This window comes from Sporolituus thermophilus DSM 23256 (assembly GCF_900102435.1).
Taxonomy (GTDB): domain Bacteria; phylum Bacillota; class Negativicutes; order Sporomusales; family Thermosinaceae; genus Thermosinus; species Thermosinus thermophilus.
This window is the reverse complement of sequence record NZ_FNBU01000010.1, coordinates 67226-84807: the sequence shown is the minus strand read 5'-3', so window position 1 is coordinate 84807 and position 17582 is coordinate 67226. Positions and strand designations below refer to the sequence as shown.

19 protein-coding genes, 1 pseudogene and 1 riboswitch are annotated in these 17582 nt (G+C 56.7%); of the genes and pseudogenes, 17 read left to right on the top strand and 3 right to left on the bottom strand.

Translation table 11 applies throughout. From position 1 onward, the window contains the following. Positions 1–321: 321 nt before the first annotated feature. The 11 genes and pseudogenes from BLQ99_RS15430 to BLQ99_RS07690 all read left to right on the top strand — a co-directional run. Positions 322–405 (top strand): annotated as a pseudogene (locus BLQ99_RS15430) (hypothetical protein); the annotation flags it as partial. Between the two features lie 103 nt (positions 406–508). Further along, entirely contained in the window at positions 509–1603 is a 1095-nt protein-coding gene (locus tag BLQ99_RS07735; RefSeq protein WP_093689746.1) for a class II glutamine amidotransferase, read from the top strand. Then, positions 1596–3092, top strand: a complete 1497-nt coding sequence (locus tag BLQ99_RS07730; RefSeq protein ID WP_093689744.1) for a glutamate synthase-related protein — start codon at positions 1596–1598, stop codon at positions 3090–3092. Before BLQ99_RS07735 ends, BLQ99_RS07730 begins: the two co-directional genes overlap by 8 nt. Before the next feature lie 5 nt (positions 3093–3097). Then, positions 3098–3838, top strand: coding sequence for a GltB/FmdC/FwdC-like GXGXG domain-containing protein (locus BLQ99_RS07725; protein ID WP_093689742.1), 741 nt, complete (start codon positions 3098–3100; stop codon positions 3836–3838). Between the two features lie 403 nt (positions 3839–4241). Continuing rightward, complete coding sequence (locus BLQ99_RS07720) at positions 4242–5417, top strand: ABC transporter substrate-binding protein (protein WP_093689740.1); 1176 nt, start codon at positions 4242–4244, stop codon at positions 5415–5417. 139 nt (positions 5418–5556) lie between these two features. Further along, a complete protein-coding gene (locus tag BLQ99_RS07715; protein WP_093689738.1) occupies positions 5557–6453 on the top strand; it encodes a branched-chain amino acid ABC transporter permease in 897 nt (298 codons plus the stop codon). A 24-nt stretch (positions 6454–6477) separates the two neighbouring features. Then, complete coding sequence (locus BLQ99_RS07710; RefSeq protein ID WP_093689793.1) at positions 6478–7440, top strand: branched-chain amino acid ABC transporter permease; 963 nt, start codon at positions 6478–6480, stop codon at positions 7438–7440. Then, complete coding sequence (locus BLQ99_RS07705) at positions 7418–8185, top strand: ABC transporter ATP-binding protein (RefSeq protein ID WP_093689736.1); 768 nt, start codon at positions 7418–7420, stop codon at positions 8183–8185. The genes BLQ99_RS07710 and BLQ99_RS07705 overlap by 23 nt, the downstream gene beginning before the upstream one ends. Further along, a complete protein-coding gene (locus BLQ99_RS07700; protein ID WP_093689734.1) occupies positions 8185–8889 on the top strand; it encodes an ABC transporter ATP-binding protein in 705 nt (234 codons plus the stop codon). Before BLQ99_RS07705 ends, BLQ99_RS07700 begins: the two co-directional genes overlap by 1 nt. A 50-nt stretch (positions 8890–8939) precedes the next feature. After that, the gene (locus BLQ99_RS07695) at positions 8940–9584 is read left to right on the top strand and encodes a CBS domain-containing protein (protein WP_093689732.1); all 645 of its coding nucleotides are present in this window, start codon (positions 8940–8942) and stop codon (positions 9582–9584) included. A gap of 48 nt (positions 9585–9632) precedes the next feature. Next, positions 9633–9710: riboswitch (NiCo riboswitch) on the top strand. Between the two features lie 40 nt (positions 9711–9750). Continuing rightward, entirely contained in the window at positions 9751–10638 is an 888-nt protein-coding gene (locus BLQ99_RS07690) for a cation diffusion facilitator family transporter (protein ID WP_093689730.1), read from the top strand. 121 nt (positions 10639–10759) lie between these two features. On the opposite strand, the gene BLQ99_RS07685 is transcribed toward BLQ99_RS07690, so the two are convergent. The 3 genes from BLQ99_RS07685 to BLQ99_RS07675 all read right to left on the bottom strand — a co-directional run bounded on the left by BLQ99_RS07685 (position 10760) and on the right by BLQ99_RS07675 (position 12303). Continuing rightward, positions 10760–11182 carry a hypothetical protein gene (locus BLQ99_RS07685; RefSeq protein ID WP_093689728.1) on the bottom strand — a complete coding sequence of 141 codons (423 nt, stop codon included), beginning with the start codon at positions 11180–11182 and terminating at the stop codon, positions 10760–10762. Positions 11183–11286: 104 nt separating this feature from the next. Next, on the bottom strand, positions 11287–11490 hold the full coding sequence (locus BLQ99_RS07680) for a hypothetical protein (RefSeq protein ID WP_093689726.1): 204 nt from the start codon (positions 11488–11490) through the stop codon (positions 11287–11289). A gap of 39 nt (positions 11491–11529) precedes the next feature. Next, positions 11530–12303 (bottom strand): hypothetical protein, encoded by a 774-nt coding sequence (locus BLQ99_RS07675; RefSeq protein WP_143005883.1) that lies wholly within the window; start codon positions 12301–12303, stop codon positions 11530–11532. Positions 12304–12545: 242 nt separating this feature from the next. On the opposite strand from BLQ99_RS07675, the gene selD reads away from it, so the two are divergent. From selD to BLQ99_RS07645, 6 genes are read left to right on the top strand one after another with little or no spacing between them, the layout of a single operon-like run. Further along, entirely contained in the window at positions 12546–13589 is a 1044-nt protein-coding gene (gene selD / locus BLQ99_RS07670; RefSeq protein WP_093689722.1) for a selenide, water dikinase SelD, read from the top strand. Then, positions 13567–14175, top strand: coding sequence for a sulfurtransferase-like selenium metabolism protein YedF (gene yedF / locus BLQ99_RS07665; RefSeq protein ID WP_093689720.1), 609 nt, complete (start codon positions 13567–13569; stop codon positions 14173–14175). The genes selD and yedF overlap by 23 nt, the downstream gene beginning before the upstream one ends. A gap of 34 nt (positions 14176–14209) precedes the next feature. Continuing rightward, a complete protein-coding gene (locus BLQ99_RS07660; protein WP_171904627.1) occupies positions 14210–14482 on the top strand; it encodes a putative Se/S carrier protein in 273 nt (90 codons plus the stop codon). After that, positions 14479–15321: a mechanosensitive ion channel family protein gene (locus tag BLQ99_RS07655; RefSeq protein WP_093689716.1), complete on the top strand. Its 843-nt coding sequence runs from the start codon at positions 14479–14481 to the stop codon at positions 15319–15321. Before BLQ99_RS07660 ends, BLQ99_RS07655 begins: the two co-directional genes overlap by 4 nt. After that, positions 15318–15539: a DUF951 domain-containing protein gene (locus BLQ99_RS07650; RefSeq protein ID WP_093689714.1), complete on the top strand. Its 222-nt coding sequence runs from the start codon at positions 15318–15320 to the stop codon at positions 15537–15539. The genes BLQ99_RS07655 and BLQ99_RS07650 overlap by 4 nt, the downstream gene beginning before the upstream one ends. Then, the gene (locus tag BLQ99_RS07645; RefSeq protein ID WP_093689712.1) at positions 15521–17407 is read left to right on the top strand and encodes a sigma 54-interacting transcriptional regulator; all 1887 of its coding nucleotides are present in this window, start codon (positions 15521–15523) and stop codon (positions 17405–17407) included. The genes BLQ99_RS07650 and BLQ99_RS07645 overlap by 19 nt, the downstream gene beginning before the upstream one ends. Positions 17408–17582 lie beyond the last annotated feature (175 nt).

The window sequence follows — 17582 nt, the reverse complement described above, 5'->3', positions numbered from 1 at the left end:
TTATAATAAAAATACACAGACGGGTATTCGGTAAAAATACAAAAGTATATTGGGAGAGTGCCTAGGGTTCCGCGCCAAACGGCGGACTGGACCGAGCGGCACAGGTGCAGCGTGGCGCCAGCACTACACCGTGGGTATAAAAGACCCTGGCGGAAGGTCCCGGATAACCGGTATCTTTTGCCAGGGTCTTTTCCTTGCTATATCAGAAAGTATAAGTTTTTAACCGCGAAGAACGCAGAGTACGCGAAGATAATCATACCAATAATTTGGCACCACAAGCGATGAAAAGTAAGCTTTTGAACTAATCTCTCGCGCGACAATTGTCGCGCGCGTAGCCCTTTGTGTTCTTTGTGTCCTTTGCGGTTTTACGCTTTCCAGGGTAGAGCAAAGTTACGCAAATGGTAGACGGCGCGGGCGTTCTTCGCGCCCTTGGCGCTTTCACTAAAGGGCGCGGCTGCGCTTTTTAGCCTGTCTGTTATATTTTGCCATGTAATGAGGTGGTGGGAGAATGTTGGGACGAGACGAACGGATACCCTCAGGATGCGCGATTGCCGGCTTTATTAATGAGGATGGCCGGCGGGAAAACGGCGAGCGCATCCGCAAATTTATCGCCAACATGCGGGAACGCTCTAACGGCCTGGGTGGCGGGTTTGCCGCTTACGGCATCTACCCGGAATACAAAGACTATTACGCTTTGCACATGATGTATAGTTCCCGCAAGGCACGGACGGAAACGGAAACTTTTCTGGCGGAAAAGGTTGTGGTGGTTAAGGACGAACCGATCCCCACGCGCAAAATTCCCGAGATCGGCGATTCACCGCTCTTGTGGCGGTATTTTGTGGAAATTCCGCCGCTGCGCCGCCGGGAAATTATTCATGAAGAGTGCTTTATTACTGACATTGTGATGACGATAAACTCAACCATCGACGGCGCCTTTGTCGCCTCAAGCGGCAAGAATATGGGCGCATTCAAGGCCGTTGGCTATCCTGAAGACGTGGCCCGCTTTTACTGCTTGGAAGAATATGAAGGCTATATGTGGACTGCCCACGGGCGGTTTCCCACTAATACGCCGGGATGGTGGGGCGGTGCTCACCCGTTCAGCCTGCTGGACTGGTCGGTCGTGCATAATGGCGAAATATCCTCCTACGGCATCAACTACCGTTATCTGGAGGAGCAGGGCTATAAATGCAGTCTCATGACCGACACCGAAGTAGTGGTTTATGCGTTCGACTTGTTAGTACGCAAACACGGCCTGCCGGTGACGCTGGCGGCTAAAGTGCTGGCGGCGCCGTTCTGGAAGGACATTGACAAAATAAGTGATGCCGACGAGCGCCAGCTCCTTCGGGCGCTGCGCATCGTCTATGGCAGTCTGCTGCTCAATGGGCCCTTTTCCGTCCTGGTGGCCCGCAGCGGCGAACTGATCGGCCTTACCGACCGCATCAAATTGCGCCCCATGGTGGCGGCGCGGCAAGGGGCGACGTTACTGGTGGCCACCGAGGAAGCGGCCATCCGCGAAGTATGTCCGAACCCTGACCGCATCTGGATCCCGGAGGCGGGCACGCCAATCATCGGCCGTTTGAAAGGAGGCGCTATCCATGCATAAACTGCCGGCAGAGTTCAAGGTGCATATTGATGAAACCTGTGTGCGCTGCGGTCGCTGCGCGCGCGAATGCAGTTTCGGCGCTCTCAAGTTCGAGGGCCGCGTCGTAGCGGATCACAAAAACTGTGTAGCCTGCCATCGCTGTGTGGCTACCTGTCCGGTGGAAGCCATTACCGTCACTAAAAACCCCTACACTTACAAGGAAAATGCCTTATGGCAGCCATACCACCTTCATAATATTTATAAACAGGCCAATACAGGCGGCAAACTGCTGACTTCTACCGGTTGCGACAAGCCCTATCCCGTGTACTGGGACCATATTCTGCTGGACGCCTGCCAGGTTACCAACCCGTCCATCGACCCGCTGCGCGAACCAATGGAACTCAGGACGTATTTGGGCGGGCGGCCCGACCGGATAAAGCTGGCGACCGACGGGGGCAAAACGCGGCTGGCCGAGCCGCTGCCGCCGCAAATCCGCCTGGAGACGCCCATTACCTTTGGCGCCATGTCCTATGGCGCAGTTAGCCTAAATGCCCATAAGGCCCTCGCGGCGGCAGCCAAGCAAAGCGGCACGCTGATGAACTGCGGCGAAGGCGGCCTGCACCGTGACCTTTACGCCTATGGCGACCATATTATCACCCAGTGCGCGTCCGGCCGCTTCGGCCTGCATGCCGAGTACCTCAATGCCGGGGCGGTTATTGAAATCAAAATCGGCCAAGGCGCCAAGCCGGGCATCGGCGGTCACCTGCCGGGGGAAAAGGTGACCGCCGCAATCAGCGAGACCCGCATGATTCCTGAGCAGTCCGACGCCCTGTCGCCGGCGCCGCATCATGATATCTATTCCATTGAAGACCTGCGGCAGCTTATCTTTGCCATCAAAGAAGCCACCCATTACCAAAAACCGGTGGCGGTCAAAGTTTCGGCCGTTCACAACATCGCGGCCATTGCGTCCGGTGTTGTCCGCGCCGGCGCCGATATTGTCTCCATCGACGGTTTTCGCGGCGGTACCGGGGCGGCCCCAACCATGATCCGCGATAATGTCGGTATCCCAATCGAAATTGCGCTCGCCGTTGTCGACGAACGGCTACGGCGCGAGGGAATCAGAAACCGGGCTTCGATCATTGTGGCCGGCGGCATCCGTAACAGTGCCGATGTCGTCAAGGCTATCGCCCTCGGCGCCGACGCCGTAGCGATCGGCACGGCTGCCTTGGTCGCGCTTGGCTGCCATGTGTGCCAGCGCTGCCATACAGGTAAATGCGCCTGGGGTATCGCTACGCAGCGTGATGACCTGGTCAGCCGCTTGGATCCTGACATCGGCGCCAAGATGCTGACCAATTTGCTCAGGGCGTGGAGCCTGGAAATTAAGGAAATGCTCGGCGCCCTCGGGGTCAACGCCCTGGAATCGCTGCGCGGCAGCCGGGAGCGCCTGCGCGGTGTGGGCCTTGATGCTCAGACGCTCGACATTCTTGGCATAAAACCGGTGGGGAGGTAATAGATATGAGCATAAGGGTGGTGGACGCGCATAAGCTGAGCTACCGGGAACTGAATAACGAGATCCGCGCCGCCGTGGCGGCCGGCGCGGCCACGGTAAAGGTGGAGGGTGCCTGTGGCCAGCGTTACATCGGCACCGGTGTGAACGCACCGGTGCATATCGAGATCTACGGCACGCCGGGCTCGGATTTGGCCGCTTTTGGCAACGGGCCGCGCATTACCGTCTACGGCAACGGCCAGGAAGCGGTAGGCAACACGCTCAATGCCGGGGAAATCGTAATCCACGGACATGTCAATGATGTCCTTGGTGTTTCGATGCGGGGTGGGCGCATTTTCATCCGCGACTATGCCGGCTACCGCGCCGGTATTCACATGAAAGCCTACCGGGAGATGAAGCCGGTCATCGTTATTGGCGGCACCGCCCAACACTTTTTGGGCGAGTATATGGCCGGCGGCGTCATCCTGGTCCTGGGACTGGGGGCAGACGACCGCCCGCCGGTAGGCGATTATGTCGGGACAGGTATGCACGGCGGGGTTATTTACATCCGGGGTCGTGTTGATACCGACTGCCTGGGTAAGGAAGTGAGCGTCCTGCCGCTGACCGATGCCGACTGGGACACCATCCGGGGTTTGGTAGGGGACTACTGCCGCTATTTTGGCGGTGACACGCGGGCAATTCTGGATGCGCCGTTCGTGAAACTCGCGCCGGTGACCCACCGCCCGTATGGTCTGCTCTACGTCCCCTAAATTTGCGGCGGTGTGTATACTGTACCGCACCAGCGGGCAGAATAAAATTTTACACCATTACACTTGACATGCTATAAAGAGTCCTCATATAATTATGCACAGGAAACAAATATCTGCGAGGAGTGTACCTTAGGGTTCCGCGCCGGTAGCGGCGGGCAGGTCCGAGCGGTACAAGTGCCGGCGCCGAAGACCAGGCATACACCGTGGGTAGAAAAGACCCTAGCGGAAAATCCTCCTGTAGCAGGAGTATTTCTGCCGGGGTTTTTCCTTTATGAGAGTTGTAAGCAGTTCAGCACCGGCAGAGGCGCAAAAGGAGGGGATGGCAGGCCTAAGACCGGGCGGGCGCAAAATTGCGGACTGATGTAAATAATGCTAATAACTGACGACGAGGGGGATTGTAAACGTGAAGAAGAAATGGCTGTCCTTTACGGGGCTGGCGGTGGCGCTGACGATGTTTGCCGGGCTTGTCGCCGGCTGCGGCGGATCGTCTACGACCAGCAGTGATGCAAAAGAAATAAAGATTGGCGGTAACTTTGAACTCACCGGCGGGGTAGCGACCTTCGGCAACTCCGCGGCCAACGGTGCAAAACTGGCGTTTAAGGAAGTGAACGCCGCCGGCGGTGTGCTCGGTAAACAACTTGTCTTCATTGCGGCCGACAATAAGTCGGAGCCGTCCGAGTCCACAAATGCCATCACCAAGTTAATCACCCAAGACAAAGTAGTCGCGGTTCTCGGCGCGGTCGCCAGTACCAATACGCTGGCGGCGGTACAGGTCGCCCAGGATAACAAGATTCCGCTGATTACACCTACTTCCACCAACCCGCGTGTTACCGTGGAAAACGGCAAACTGCGCGAATGGGTCTTCCGCTCCTGCTTTATTGATCCCTTCCAAGGCTCGGTCATGGCCAACTTCGCCAGCAAGTCGCTTAATGCCAAGACCGCCGCTATCTACACTGACAACAGCTCGGACTATTCCAAAGGCCTGACGGAAGTGTTCGAGCAGACCTTTACCAAGAATGGCGGCAAAATAGTGGCCAAAGAAGCGTTCCTGCAAAAAGACCAAGACTTTAAGGCCACGCTGACCAAGATTAAAGCCGCTAACCCGGACGTTATCTTTATCCCGGCTTACTATGAAGAAGTGGGCAAAATCGTGAAACAGGCCCGTGAACTGGGCATTACCGTACCGCTTCTAGGCGCGGACGGCTGGGATTCGCCTAAACTGCTGGAAATCGCCGGCGCCGCTGCTCTAAACAACGCCTACTTCAGCAACCATTACTCGCCGGAAGACAAAGACCCGCGCGTCGTGAAGTTCGTTGAAGCGTACAAGAAAGAATACGGCCAAGTGCCGGACGCCTTGGCGGCGCTCGGTTATGACGCCGCCATGCTCCTCGTCGACGCCATTAAGCGTGCCGGCAGCGCTGAACCCGCTAAAATAAAAGATGCGTTGGCGCAGACCAAAAACTTGCAGTTGGTTACTGGCGTGATTACCCTTGACGCCAACCATAACCCGGTGAAGAGCGCGGCGATTATCGAGCTCAAAGACGGTAAACAGATCTTTAAAGAAAAAATCAATCCGTAATGAAAACAACCACATAACCAATGGGGGTTAGGGGAGCCTAATCCCCATTCTTGTGAAAAACCTTCCTTTTGCGGATGTTACAATTGGCGGGGTGTACCTTGGATACGTTTAACTACCGAATTTATGAGGAGGGGAGCGCATGGAATTCAGCTCATTTTCCCAGCAGCTTGGCCAGCAGCTTATTAACGGTATCTCCCTCGGCAGCATTTATGCCTTGATCGCTTTAGGCTACACCATGGTATATGGTATCATCCGCCTGATTAACTTTGCTCATGGCGATATTTATATGCTGGGCGCTTATGCCGGTTTTTTTGCTACGACCGTATTTAAATGGCCGTTTATCCCATCATTGGTTTTTGCCATGGCTGTTGCTGCCGCGGCCGGCATCATCATCGAGCGGGCCGCCTACCGTCCGCTGCGCCATGCGCCGAAAATCGCCGTACTTATTACGGCCATCGGTATATCGCTGCTCTTAGAGTACGGCGGCATCTTACTGATGACGCCACAGCCGCGGACTTTCCCGGCCGTTTTCCCGGCCGAGCTGTACCACTTTGGCGGGCTGGTGGTCAATAACCAGCAGATCGTTATCCTTACCGTTTCGTTAATTCTAATGGTCGTGCTGACCTATGTCGTCAACCGCACCAAAGTGGGCAAGGCCATGCGGGCGGTATCTTACGATACCGATGCGGCGCGCCTGATGGGTATCGACGTGGACCGCATCATTTCGGTGACTTTTGCCATTGGTTCCAGCCTGGCCGCCGCCGCCGGGGTGTTAGTCGGCGTGTACTATAACTCGATTGACCCGCTGATGGGCATTATGCCCGGCCTCAAAGCTTTCGTGGCCGCCGTGCTGGGCGGTATCGGCATTATTCCCGGGGCGATGCTGGGCGGCATCATTATGGGCATCATCGAAGCGCTGGTCAGCGGCTTCATTTCCTCCACTTTCCGCGATGCCGCGGCTTTTGCCATTCTGATCATCATCCTGCTCTTTAAACCGTCCGGCCTTCTAGGCAAAAATGTGCGCGAGAAAGTGTAGGTGAGAGAGATGACCATACCGGGTATGAACGCAAAAAGAAAGACCGATCTCGCCAGCCTCGCGGCGTGCCTTGGCCTTTATGCGGCCGTGCAGGCCATGATTGAGTTTGATATTATCGGCTCCTTCTGGTTGCTCAATATTATTCTGATCTGCATCAACATTATTCTCGCCGTCAGCCTTAATCTTATCAACGGCTTTACCGGTCAGTTTTCCATCGGACACGCCGGCTTTATGGCCGTTGGCGCGTACCTGAGCGCCGTGCTGACCGTCAAGTTCCAGGTTCCATTCATCCTTGCCATTATTGCCGGCGCCGTCGCTGCCGGCGTGCTCGGATTTGTCATTGGTCTGCCAACCCTCAGGCTGAGCGGCGACTATCTGGCGATTGCCACCTTAGGTCTGGGGGAAATCATCCGGATTACCATTCTTAACATCCCCTATGTGGGCGGCGCCTCGGGCTTTATGGGCATTCCCCGCTATACCAGTTTTACCTGGGTGTTTTGGGCCATGGTGTTCACCATTTTCGTTATAAAAAACTTCATCAACTCCAGTCACGGCCGGGCTTGCATTTCCATTCGCGAGAACGAAATTGCCGCCGAGGCCATGGGGGTTGACACGACGCGGTACAAGGTGCTGGCCTTTACGATCGGCGCCGCCTTTGCCGGTGTTGCCGGCGCCCTCTTTTCCCACTACTTTTATATCGCCCATCCGGCATCGTTTACGTTCATGAAATCCTTTGACATCCTGACCATGGTGGTTCTCGGCGGCCTGGGCAGCCTTACCGGCTCCATTACCGCCGCCATCCTGCTTACCTTTGTCTCGGCAGCGCTGGCCGGCTATCCCGAGTGGCGGATGGTTATCTACTCGCTGCTCCTCATCGCCCTGATGCTGTACCGGCCCCAGGGGCTGTTCGGCAATAAAGAGCTTAGTCTTAAACTATTTGGCAAACTGCGGGGAGGTGGCGTCCGTGGCACTGCTCAAAGCAACTAAATTATCCAAAGTGTTTGGCGGACTGCGTGCCGTCTCCAACGTCAATATCGAAATCCAGCCCGGCGAGCTGGTTGGACTTATCGGCCCCAACGGCGCCGGCAAAACTACGGTATTTAACCTGCTCACCGGCGTTTATGAGCCGACCGAGGGAGAAATCGAATTTGACGGCAAAAGCGTCGTGGGCCTGCGCCCCTTTCAGATAACCCAGCGCGGTATTGCCCGTACCTTTCAGAATATCCGCCTGTTTGCCGACCTTACTGTGCTGGACAATGTGAAAATCGCCTACCACTTCCATGTGCGCTACGGCCTGGTCGAGTCCATCCTGCGCCTGGGGCGCTACTGGCAGGAGGAAGCGGAAATTGAGGCCAAGGCGCTCCGGTTTCTTGAAATTTTCCAACTGGCCGATAAAAAAGATGAAATAGCCAAAAATCTCTCCTACGGCGAGCAGCGCCGCCTCGAAATCGCCCGGGCGCTGGCCGCCCAGCCCAGACTGCTGCTGCTTGACGAGCCGGCAGCCGGCATGAACCCCCAGGAGACCCAGCAGCTGATGGAAATGATCCGCTGGATCCGCCACCAGTTTAATTTAACCATTCTGCTGATTGAACACGATATGAGCTTGGTTATGGGGGTGTGCGAGCGCATCTACGTGCTTGATTACGGCAGCGTTATCGCCCATGGCACACCGCAGGAAATTAAGACCAACCCACGCGTCATCGAGGCCTACCTCGGCGAGGAGGTGCACTGATGCTCAAACTTGATAATATTAGCGTATACTATGGTGCTATTCATGCCTTGAAGAGCATAAGCGTAGAAGTAAAAGAAGGGGAAATCGTCACCCTTATCGGCGCCAACGGCGCCGGCAAAAGCACCACCTTGCGGACTATTTCCGGCTTGCTTAAACCCAAAACTGGGCAAATCCTGTTTGAAGGCAAAAATATTGCCGGCCTGCCGGCCCAGGATATCGTCAAAATGGGTATTTCCCAAGTGCCGGAAGGCCGCCGTATTTTTGCCAATATGACGGTTTTGGAGAATCTGGAATTGGGCGCTTATACCCGTAAGGACAGTGCCGGCGTCGCCGCCGACCTGGAGAAGGTGTTTGCCCGCTTTCCCCGCCTGGCCGAGCGGCGGAGTCAGATTGCCGGCACTCTGTCCGGCGGCGAGCAGCAGATGCTGGCCATGGGGCGCGCCCTGATGAGCCGACCGCGGCTACTCTTGTTGGACGAACCGTCCATGGGACTCGCGCCCCTTTTGGTCAAAGAAATATTTTCAATTATTAAGGAAATCAATGCGAGCGGCACCACCATCCTGCTGGTCGAGCAGAACGCCCACATGGCCCTGTCCATTGCCCACCAGGCCTATGTGCTTGAAACCGGCCGCATCACCCTGGCCGGCAAGGCCGCCGACCTGGCGCAAAGCGAGGCGGTCCGTAAGGCCTATCTGGGCGGCTGATCGCGACCAGGTGGCTGGCCTGAGTTATATAAACAAGGAGGGTGCAGAGTATGTTTGTGGCCAAACGGATGACTCCCAATCCTGTGACCATCAGCCCTACGGCGACAGTGGCCGACGCCTTCGAAATCATGCGGAGCCACAAGTTCCGCCGGTTGCCGGTAGTGGATAAAGGCCGGCTGGTAGGTATCGTCACCGACCGCGACCTGCGGGAAGTCTCGCCCTCGCCGGCGACAACGCTTTCCATCTTTGAACTCAACTACCTGCTCGCCAAAATGCAGGTGAAAGAGGTAATGCGCACCAATGTTATTACTATCCGCGACGATGCCACGATTGAAGAAGCAGCCCTGCTGATGTATAACAATAAAATCGGTGGCCTGGTAGTGGTCAATGCGGCCGGCGCGGTGGTGGGCATCATCACCGAAACCGATATTTTTAAGACCTTTGTTGATGTTATGGGGCTGCCGGAAGGAAAAGTGCGCCTGACCATCAACGTAACCGACACTGTTGGAGTAATCCATGACATTACGGAAGTGTTCAAAGAACTGGGTATTAATATTAGCAGCCTGGCCTGCTATAAAAACGGCGACGACAAGGCCGAACTGGTCATCCGCGCCGACGTGCGTGACGTGACCGAGCTTACGGCCCGTTTAGCCAAGATAGGCTTTACGGTAGCCCATGTGGCGCAAATTGGTTGATTATTGCGGACGCTTTCCGCCTTTACACATTTCCTCCACCATGTTAATATAATACAACAGGAACAGGCGGCTGCCGTAAGGCAGTGCAGCCGGGCGTTTGCAGCAGAAAGGCTCTGCGGGACCTGCACCTTAAGGGGGCAGGTCTTTTTGTTTTGGAGGGAATGACATGGAAAATGCAGAAGCGCTTAAACAGCGCACGGCGAGGTTGTCGGTGATTTCTAATACGCTTTTGGTGCTGCTAAAACTAATTGTGGGCTTCTATAGCGGCGCGGTCAGCATTATCTCTGAGGCCGCCCATTCGGGGGTTGACCTCTTAGCCGCCCTTATTGCCTATTACGCCGTCCGCAAGTCGAGCCAGCCGCCTGATGCGCAGCATGCCTACGGTCATGGTAAGTTCGAAAACCTGTCGGCGGCGGCCGAGGCCTTTCTTATTGTTCTGGCCGCAATCTGGATTATGTATGAGGCGGTGGAAAAGCTGGCCAGCGGCCACGCGCCGGCCTATCTGGAATATGGTATCGCCGTCATGCTGGTTTCGATCGGCGTCAACTATGCCGTAGCGGAGCGGCTAATGAAGGTGGCACGGGCGACCGGGTCCCAGGCGCTGGAAGCTGACGCCATCCACCTCAAGGCCGATATCTGGACGTCGGCCGGCGTGCTCGTGGGCCTGGCGGTTATAAATTTAACCGGTGTTAATTGGCTAGACCCGGCCATCGCCATTGTTGTCGCCGTGATTGTGCTAAAGGCAGGCTACACTATGACGAAAAAGAGTTTAAATGAGCTGACCGACGTTAGTCTCCCGCCGGAGGAGGAAGAACTTATTGGCAATATACTGGCCAGTCACCCCGGCGTCATTGCCTATCACCGCCTGCGGACCCGCCGTTCGGGCTGTATGCGCCATATTGACGTTCACCTGATTTTGCACAAAGACATGCAGCTGGACAAAGCCCACGCAGTTTGCGATGAAATTGAGGCGGCCATTGCTAGCGCCCTTGGACCGTGTGATGTTGTCATTCACCTGGAGCCGTGCGGCTGCCACGAAGACTTTGGCGCCTGAGCGCGGCGGGGAAAACTGTAAGCAAGCCTATCTTACCACCGCAAAAACCCCCTGTGTAGCTTGGCGTTAACCGCCAGGTCTACCCAGGGGGACTTTTTGAGATACTGTGGTTAGAGTATTGTTATTTTGCCAGCTTCAAATGCTCAATTTCGGCTTCGTGTTTAATAGAACGGGCGGATAATAAATTAAGGATCCGGGTATGTTCGGCCTGACAGGCCGCAATCTGGTCGACGCTTTCTTTGGTCGCCATGCGGGCATAAATAAGTTCCAGGAGATATTTGATGTCCTTTTGCTGTTCAGCAGCATAATCTTCCACCTTGGCATCAAGGGTAGCAATGTCTTCTTTTAATTCGGCTTTGACGGCGGCAATGTCGGCTTTCAGTTCTTTCCTGACGTCAGCGATGTCGGCTTTTAATTCTTCCCTGACACCGGCGATGTCGGCTTTCAGTTCTTCCCTGACGCCGGCAATGGCAGACTCGATGTGCTCAAGGCGGCCAAAAATTTGTTTTTGTCCTTCCACCAGCTGTTTTAGCAGCTCTTCCATATTTTCACCCGCTTCTTATGTATTTAGCCGTTTTAGATCCTTGTTTTTATGATAGCATATTACTGAGCGTTTGTCCGGTTAATTGGCTAAGTTAGGGCTAACCCTCATAGGCGGTACAGGACGATGATGTCCAAAATCTCCTGGTAATCGGACGGGAGGGTGAGACGGTCAAAACTGTTAATAACCACAGTTTGGATCAAAAGCGGGTCAGCCGGGAAAATGAGGGCGACGGTGGGCGAACCAAGCGCCGCCAGGTTTTGGATTAAAAACACTTCTACGATATCGTGGACGTCGGCTGGGAGGGCCATCGGTTCACTCCTTCCCGCAGCAGTTTTGATGAAGCGGCGTTACCTTTTCGGCTTGGTGCTAAGCTGCCAGTTAAGTAAATGGCGGGGACGCAGGCGGCTTTTCGCCGGCTCGGGCTCAGGCCCGGCACTAGCGGGAGCGGCTTTTGCCGTTGGCGCCGGCTCGCGCGGCGACGGGAATTGCTGCTCCTTGACGGTGCCACCGGCAATTTCTTCCGTGAATACCACCTCGGCAATATCACTGTTTGGCGGCGCTGCTTCTTCCCTGAATACCACCTCGGCAATATCACTGTTTTTTGGCGGCGCTGTCTTCGGCGGCTTCGGCGCCGGCGGTTTCGCCGCGGGGGTAGGACAAACGACCGGGTTGTAGGGCAGGCAGGGCCCATCATGGCAATATTGCAGCAAGACCCGCCGTACCGCTTCCATGATGACAACTTGTTCCGCCGTGCAATGGGGCGTATCGGTGGCGGGGTCGCGGCTGGCGAGTAGGCGGAAGAGATCGACCGGCGCGCACGAGACGGTAAGGAACTGGGCGCTAAAGGCAATTTTACAGCATAACAGTTCAATTAGAATGTCAATCAGTGTGCCGGTATTGTCATAGCGCCGGACGGCCCGTTCGAAAACATCGGGGCAGACGCCCGGCGTGCGGCGGATTTCTTCGGCGGCGCCGACCAGCAGCCGGTAGGAGCTGACAAGTGAATTAAAATTGGGAACAATAGCATTAACGTCCGCCAAAATTAAATCGATGATTGACGACGGTGTTTGGCTGGCTCCGCTCATCATTTTCGCCTCGCTTGCCGTATAATGCTGTACCATTATATGCGCGTCGTGGCGGGTTGGCAAAACGTAGCGAAAAGGATTTTCCCTGGCAACGTATAAACTAAATATATAAGAGAGCATAGATATATTTATATATCTACCCTGGAAAGTGGCAATCGGAAATAGAAAGTGGTTCGCTGGCATTGCTTTCCATCGATTGTGGTGCCGATTTATTGGCATGATTACCTCTTTGGGCCACTTACTTATTGGTTTTCATTGCGACGAAAGGATGATTGCTTATGGCAAAAGCCGACCGTATTATGCTGACCCACTATACCAAAAGCGGCGGCTGAGCGGCCAAAATCGGGCCGGGAGCCCTGGCGCAGGTTCTGCGCCAACTGACACCGCCGGCTGATCCGCGTCTGCTCGTGGGGCATGATACGGCTGACGACGCCGGCGTTTATAAATTAAACGATGAGATTGCCCTTATTCAAACCGTTGATTTTTTCACACCCATCGTGGACGATCCGTATACCTTCGGCCAAATTGCCGCCGCCAACGCCCTGAGCGATGTGTATGCCATGGGCGGCCGGCCGCTCACGGCGATGAACATTGTCGCGTTTCCCACCTGTTCGTTGCCGCCGGAAGTGCTACTTGCCATTTTGCAAGGCGGACAGGACAAGGTGAGTGAGGCCGGCGCCGTCATCGTCGGCGGACACACCGTCAATGACGCCGAACCCAAATACGGCCTCAGCGTTACCGGCATTGCTCATCCTGACCGGATATTGACCAATGCCGGCGCGAAAGCAGGGGATCTGTTAATTCTTACCAAACCGCTGGGGACAGGGGTGCTCGCTACGGCGGCCAAGGCCGACATGTTTGCCGAAGGGGTACGGGCGGCGGCGGAAAGCATGGCCGCTCTCAACCGCTACGCCGCGGAAGCGGCGGAAGGTTATCCGGTAAACGCCTGCACGGATATCACCGGCTTCGGCCTGCTCGGCCACCTTTTTGAACTGGCCAGCGCCAGCCGGGTGCAGGTCACGGTCCATAGCGCTGCCCTGCCGCTCTTGCCTGAGGCGGCGGCCGCGGCGGCGATGGGCTTTGTGCCGGCCGGGGCCTATGCTAACCGCGATTATCTTAAAACGGTAACCTTTGTCGGTGCCGTGCCGGAAAATATTCGCGACCTCTGCTTTGACCCGCAGACCTCAGGCGGCCTGCTCTTCAGCCTGCCGGCGGTATGCGCCCGTGAGCTGTTGGCTGAGCTGCACGGGCGCGGTTTGGCTGCTGCGGCCATCATCGGTGAAGTAACTAAGGAAGGGAATGGCGAAATTTATGTCGATTAACGTGGATGCGCGGGGGTTGGCTTGTCCCCAACCGGTAATTGCCACCAAAAAGGCGCTTGACAGTATCGATCAGGGGATTGTTACCACCATTGTCGATAATGCCGTCGCCAAGGAGAACGTGGTTAAATTCGCTACGGCGAACGGCTACGGTGTCCGGGTCGAGGAAAAAGACGGCCATTATTATCTTACGATTACCAAAGGGCAAGAAGCTCAGACCGCCGGAGCGGCCCCGGCCATGGCGGCTGCCACGGCCGGCGGCCCGGTCTATCTGTTGACCGGCGCCGGGCTGGGCCATGGCAGCAGCGAGCTGGGGGAGGTACTAATGAAGTCCTTTCTGTTTACCCTTACGGAGAAAGAGCCGCTGCCGCGGGCGGTGCTCCTTATGAATGGCGCCGTCCGGCTTGCCGTCGAAGGTTCGCCGGTTTTAGACCATTTGCGGACACTGGCCGCGAAAGGGGTAGCCGTGCGGGCCTGCGGCACTTGTCTCGACTACTTCGGGCTAAAGGAGAAACTGGCTGTCGGTGAAGTCACCAATATGTTTGCGATTGTAGACGAAATCACGTCGCATCAAGCTATTACCTTATAGGCGGTGAATATCTACGTTTCACGAATACGACCGGTTGATCACCTTTGTTTCCGTCCACCATGCCCTCCGGGCGGAAAAGGTTCTCGCCGCGGCCGGCATCGCGGTCGCGGCGGCGCCAACCCCGCGGGAGGTGTCGCTGAGCTGCGGTCAGTGCCTGCTGTTTGCCGCCGCCGATGAAGCGGCCGTGCTGGCGGCGCTGGCGACCGCCAAGGTGCGGTGGTCACGGCTCTTCAGCCGGGACGCCGGCCGGAGGGTGTATGAGCTTTTGCAAGAATACCAATCACCGGTACCAGGAGGTAGCCAGTGAGCGATTTTTTGTCATCTGCGTTTTGGTTACAATTTGGCGGCAAAGTTGTGCGGATTGCGGCTATTATTCTTACTGTCAGCCTGACCGTGCGCTTTGCCCGCGTCGTCATTGAAAGGTTTTTTCTGGCCCAGGCGGGGTTTAAATCGCTTAACATGAATGAAAAGCGGGCGCGTACGCTAAGCGGCCTGGCCCAGAGTATTGCCCGCTACAGCCTTTATTTTATCGCCAGCGTCATGGTGCTGCAGGAATTCAGCATTGACACCACCTCGCTGATTGCCGGCGCCGGTATCGTGGGCTTGGCCCTTGGCGTGGGCGCGCAAAGCCTGATTCGGGACTTTATGACCGGATTTTTTATCATTCTCGAAGACCAGTACGCCATCGGCGATTATATCGTTACCGGCGATATCGCCGGCACGGTGGAAGAAATGGGTTTTCGGGTAACGAAACTGCGGGATGGCAACGGCGTGTTGCACATTATTCCCAATGGCCAAATTTCCCGGGTAAGCAACCACACGCGGGGTACGATGCAAGCAGTTGTTAATGTGCCGGTATCATATGAGGCCGACCTTGCCCAGGTAATGGCGCTGCTCAATCAGGCCTGCGACGAGGTCGCCAAGGAACTGGCGGAAGTCATTGAGGGGCCCAAAGTGGTAGGGGTGGTTGATCTGCGCACCTATGATCTTGTTATCCGCCTGGTGGCGAAAACCGTACCGCTCGAACAAACGAAAGTGGAAGCGGCGCTCCGGCAGCGCATCAAGGAGCTGTTTGCCGCCGCCCAGGTGCCGCCGCCGGCGACGTCTGCCATCCGTGACCTGACCGAGCAGGGGGGAAAACGATGATTGTCCGTTATCAGGTTGGCGATATTGTAAAAATGAAAAAAACGCATCCGTGCGGCTCAGACCGTTGGGAAGTCCTGCGGACCGGCATCGACTTTCGCATTAAGTGCCTGGGCTGCGGCCGACAGGTCATGCTGCCCCGGCCTAAATTTGAAAAAGCCGTAAAAGCGATTATCCAGCCGGCGGCAGGCGGAGAAAGTTCATGCCCGACATCGTCGTAATCGCAACCCATGCCGACTGGGCCAGTCTTACCCGCCAGCTGGCCGCCGGCGATAACGCCGTAAGCGTCGTCCAGGCCCGGCTGGCCGCCGGGGTGGCCGCCGCCCGGCAGGCCGTGGCCGAAGGGGCAAGGGTGCTGATTAGCCGCGGCGTAACTTGCGGCATGATTGCCGCTGCCCTGCCCCAGGTGCCGCTGGTGGAAGTAAAGTTTACCGGCTTCGATCTTTTGCGGGCTTTGCTAGAAGCGCAGGCGGCCGGCGGGCCGGTGGCCATCGTCGACCGGCAGGAAGTGCTGACCGGGCTGGCGGCCATTGAAGAAATTCTTGGCGTGCAGGACAAAGCCCGGAAGATTGCCATTGACGACTACCGGCGCTACCGGGCCGGTGTCGACCAGGCGGTTCGGGCGGGAGCGGCCTGTATTATCGGCAACCAGGCGGTGGTCGACGAAGCCGAAGCCCATGGCCTGCGCGGCATCCTGCTGCGATCCGGGCCGGAGGGCATCCGTCACGCCCTGGAGCTATCCCGGCAGATGCTCACCATCCAGCGCATGGAAGAGGCTAATGCCCGCCGGATTGAGACGATTATTAATTCGGTAGACTATGGCATTATCGCCGTGGACAACGCCGGCGCGGTAACAGCGCTTAACCGGGAAGCTCGTCGTCTGCTCACGCCGGCGCACGGCGCTCCCGATAACCATCCTTTCCTGACCAAACTGCGCCGGTATGGTCGCCTCGGCGAGCGGCTCACCGGTTCGATAGAACGGCTGGAGGACGGGCGCGAAGTGGTGATCAACTATTTACCAATTACCGTAGGCGACGAAACGGCGGGAGCGGTGGCCACACTGCAGGAACTACGCCAGTTTCAGGACATTGAACGGCGGACGCGGCAGGAGCTGGCCCGGCGGGGCCGCCTGGCGCGCCATACCTTTTTGGAACTGGAGGAAACGGCCGCGCCGGCAATGCGCACGGTCATTGACGAGGCCCGCCGCTTTGCCGAAGTGGATGCCACCGTCCTCATTCAGGGGGAAACCGGAGTGGGCAAAGAATACTTCGCCCATGCCATTCATGCGGCCAGTCCGCGCCGGTACGGCCCGTTCGTGGCGGTAAACTGCGCGGCCATTCCGGCGACGGTGCTGGAAAGCGAGCTCTTCGGCTATGCCGAGGGGGCCTTTACGGGCGCGAAAAAAGGCGGCAAGGTCGGTCTGTTCGAACAAGCCCACGGCGGCACAATTTTTTTGGACGAAATCGGCGAAATGGCGGAAGAGCTGCAGGCCAGGCTGCTGCGGGTGCTACAGGAGCATGAAATATACCGTATCGGCGATGACCGCGTTATCCCCGTCGATATCCGGGTGATTGCCGCTACCAACCGCGATCTGCGGGCGATGGTCGCTGCCGGACGCTTCCGCGAGGATTTATATTACCGGCTCGATGTGCTTACGCTGGAAGTGCCGCCACTCAGAGCCCGCAAGCAGGATATTCCGCTCTTCGTCCGCAAATTCATCGACGAGTTTAACCAGAAATACCGCCGTAACGTCCGGGGAATGGACGATGAAGGGCTGGCGCTGCTTGCCGCCTATGACTGGCCGGGCAACATTCGGGAACTGCACAATGTCGTTGGCCGGCTGATGGCGCTGGCGGCAGGACCGGTAATTACCGCCGCCGAGGTGCGGCAATGTCTTGAGCGCCGCCTGTCCCCTGCCGACCGCCCGGCCGCGCCGGGAATGAAGGCGGCTGAGGCGGTCGCTATCCGGGACGCCCTGGCCCGCGCCAACGGCAATAAACAACAGGCCGCTCGGCTGCTCGGCATTGGTCGGTCGACTTTATGGCGCAAACTGCGAGAAATGGGCATAGAGAGCGATAGTTCAAAATGAACAGCACTGTTTCACAATGAAACGGTGCTGTTTTACTGTTGTCCACCCGGACCGCGCTGCTTCGTCGGACTTTGCCCCGGACTTGGCGGCGCGGCAACAATCGCGTTAGTGGTTGAAAAATTGGCATGAAATTTGCACTAAAAGGTGGTAAAGGAACTAAATCTAGCGATGGTGA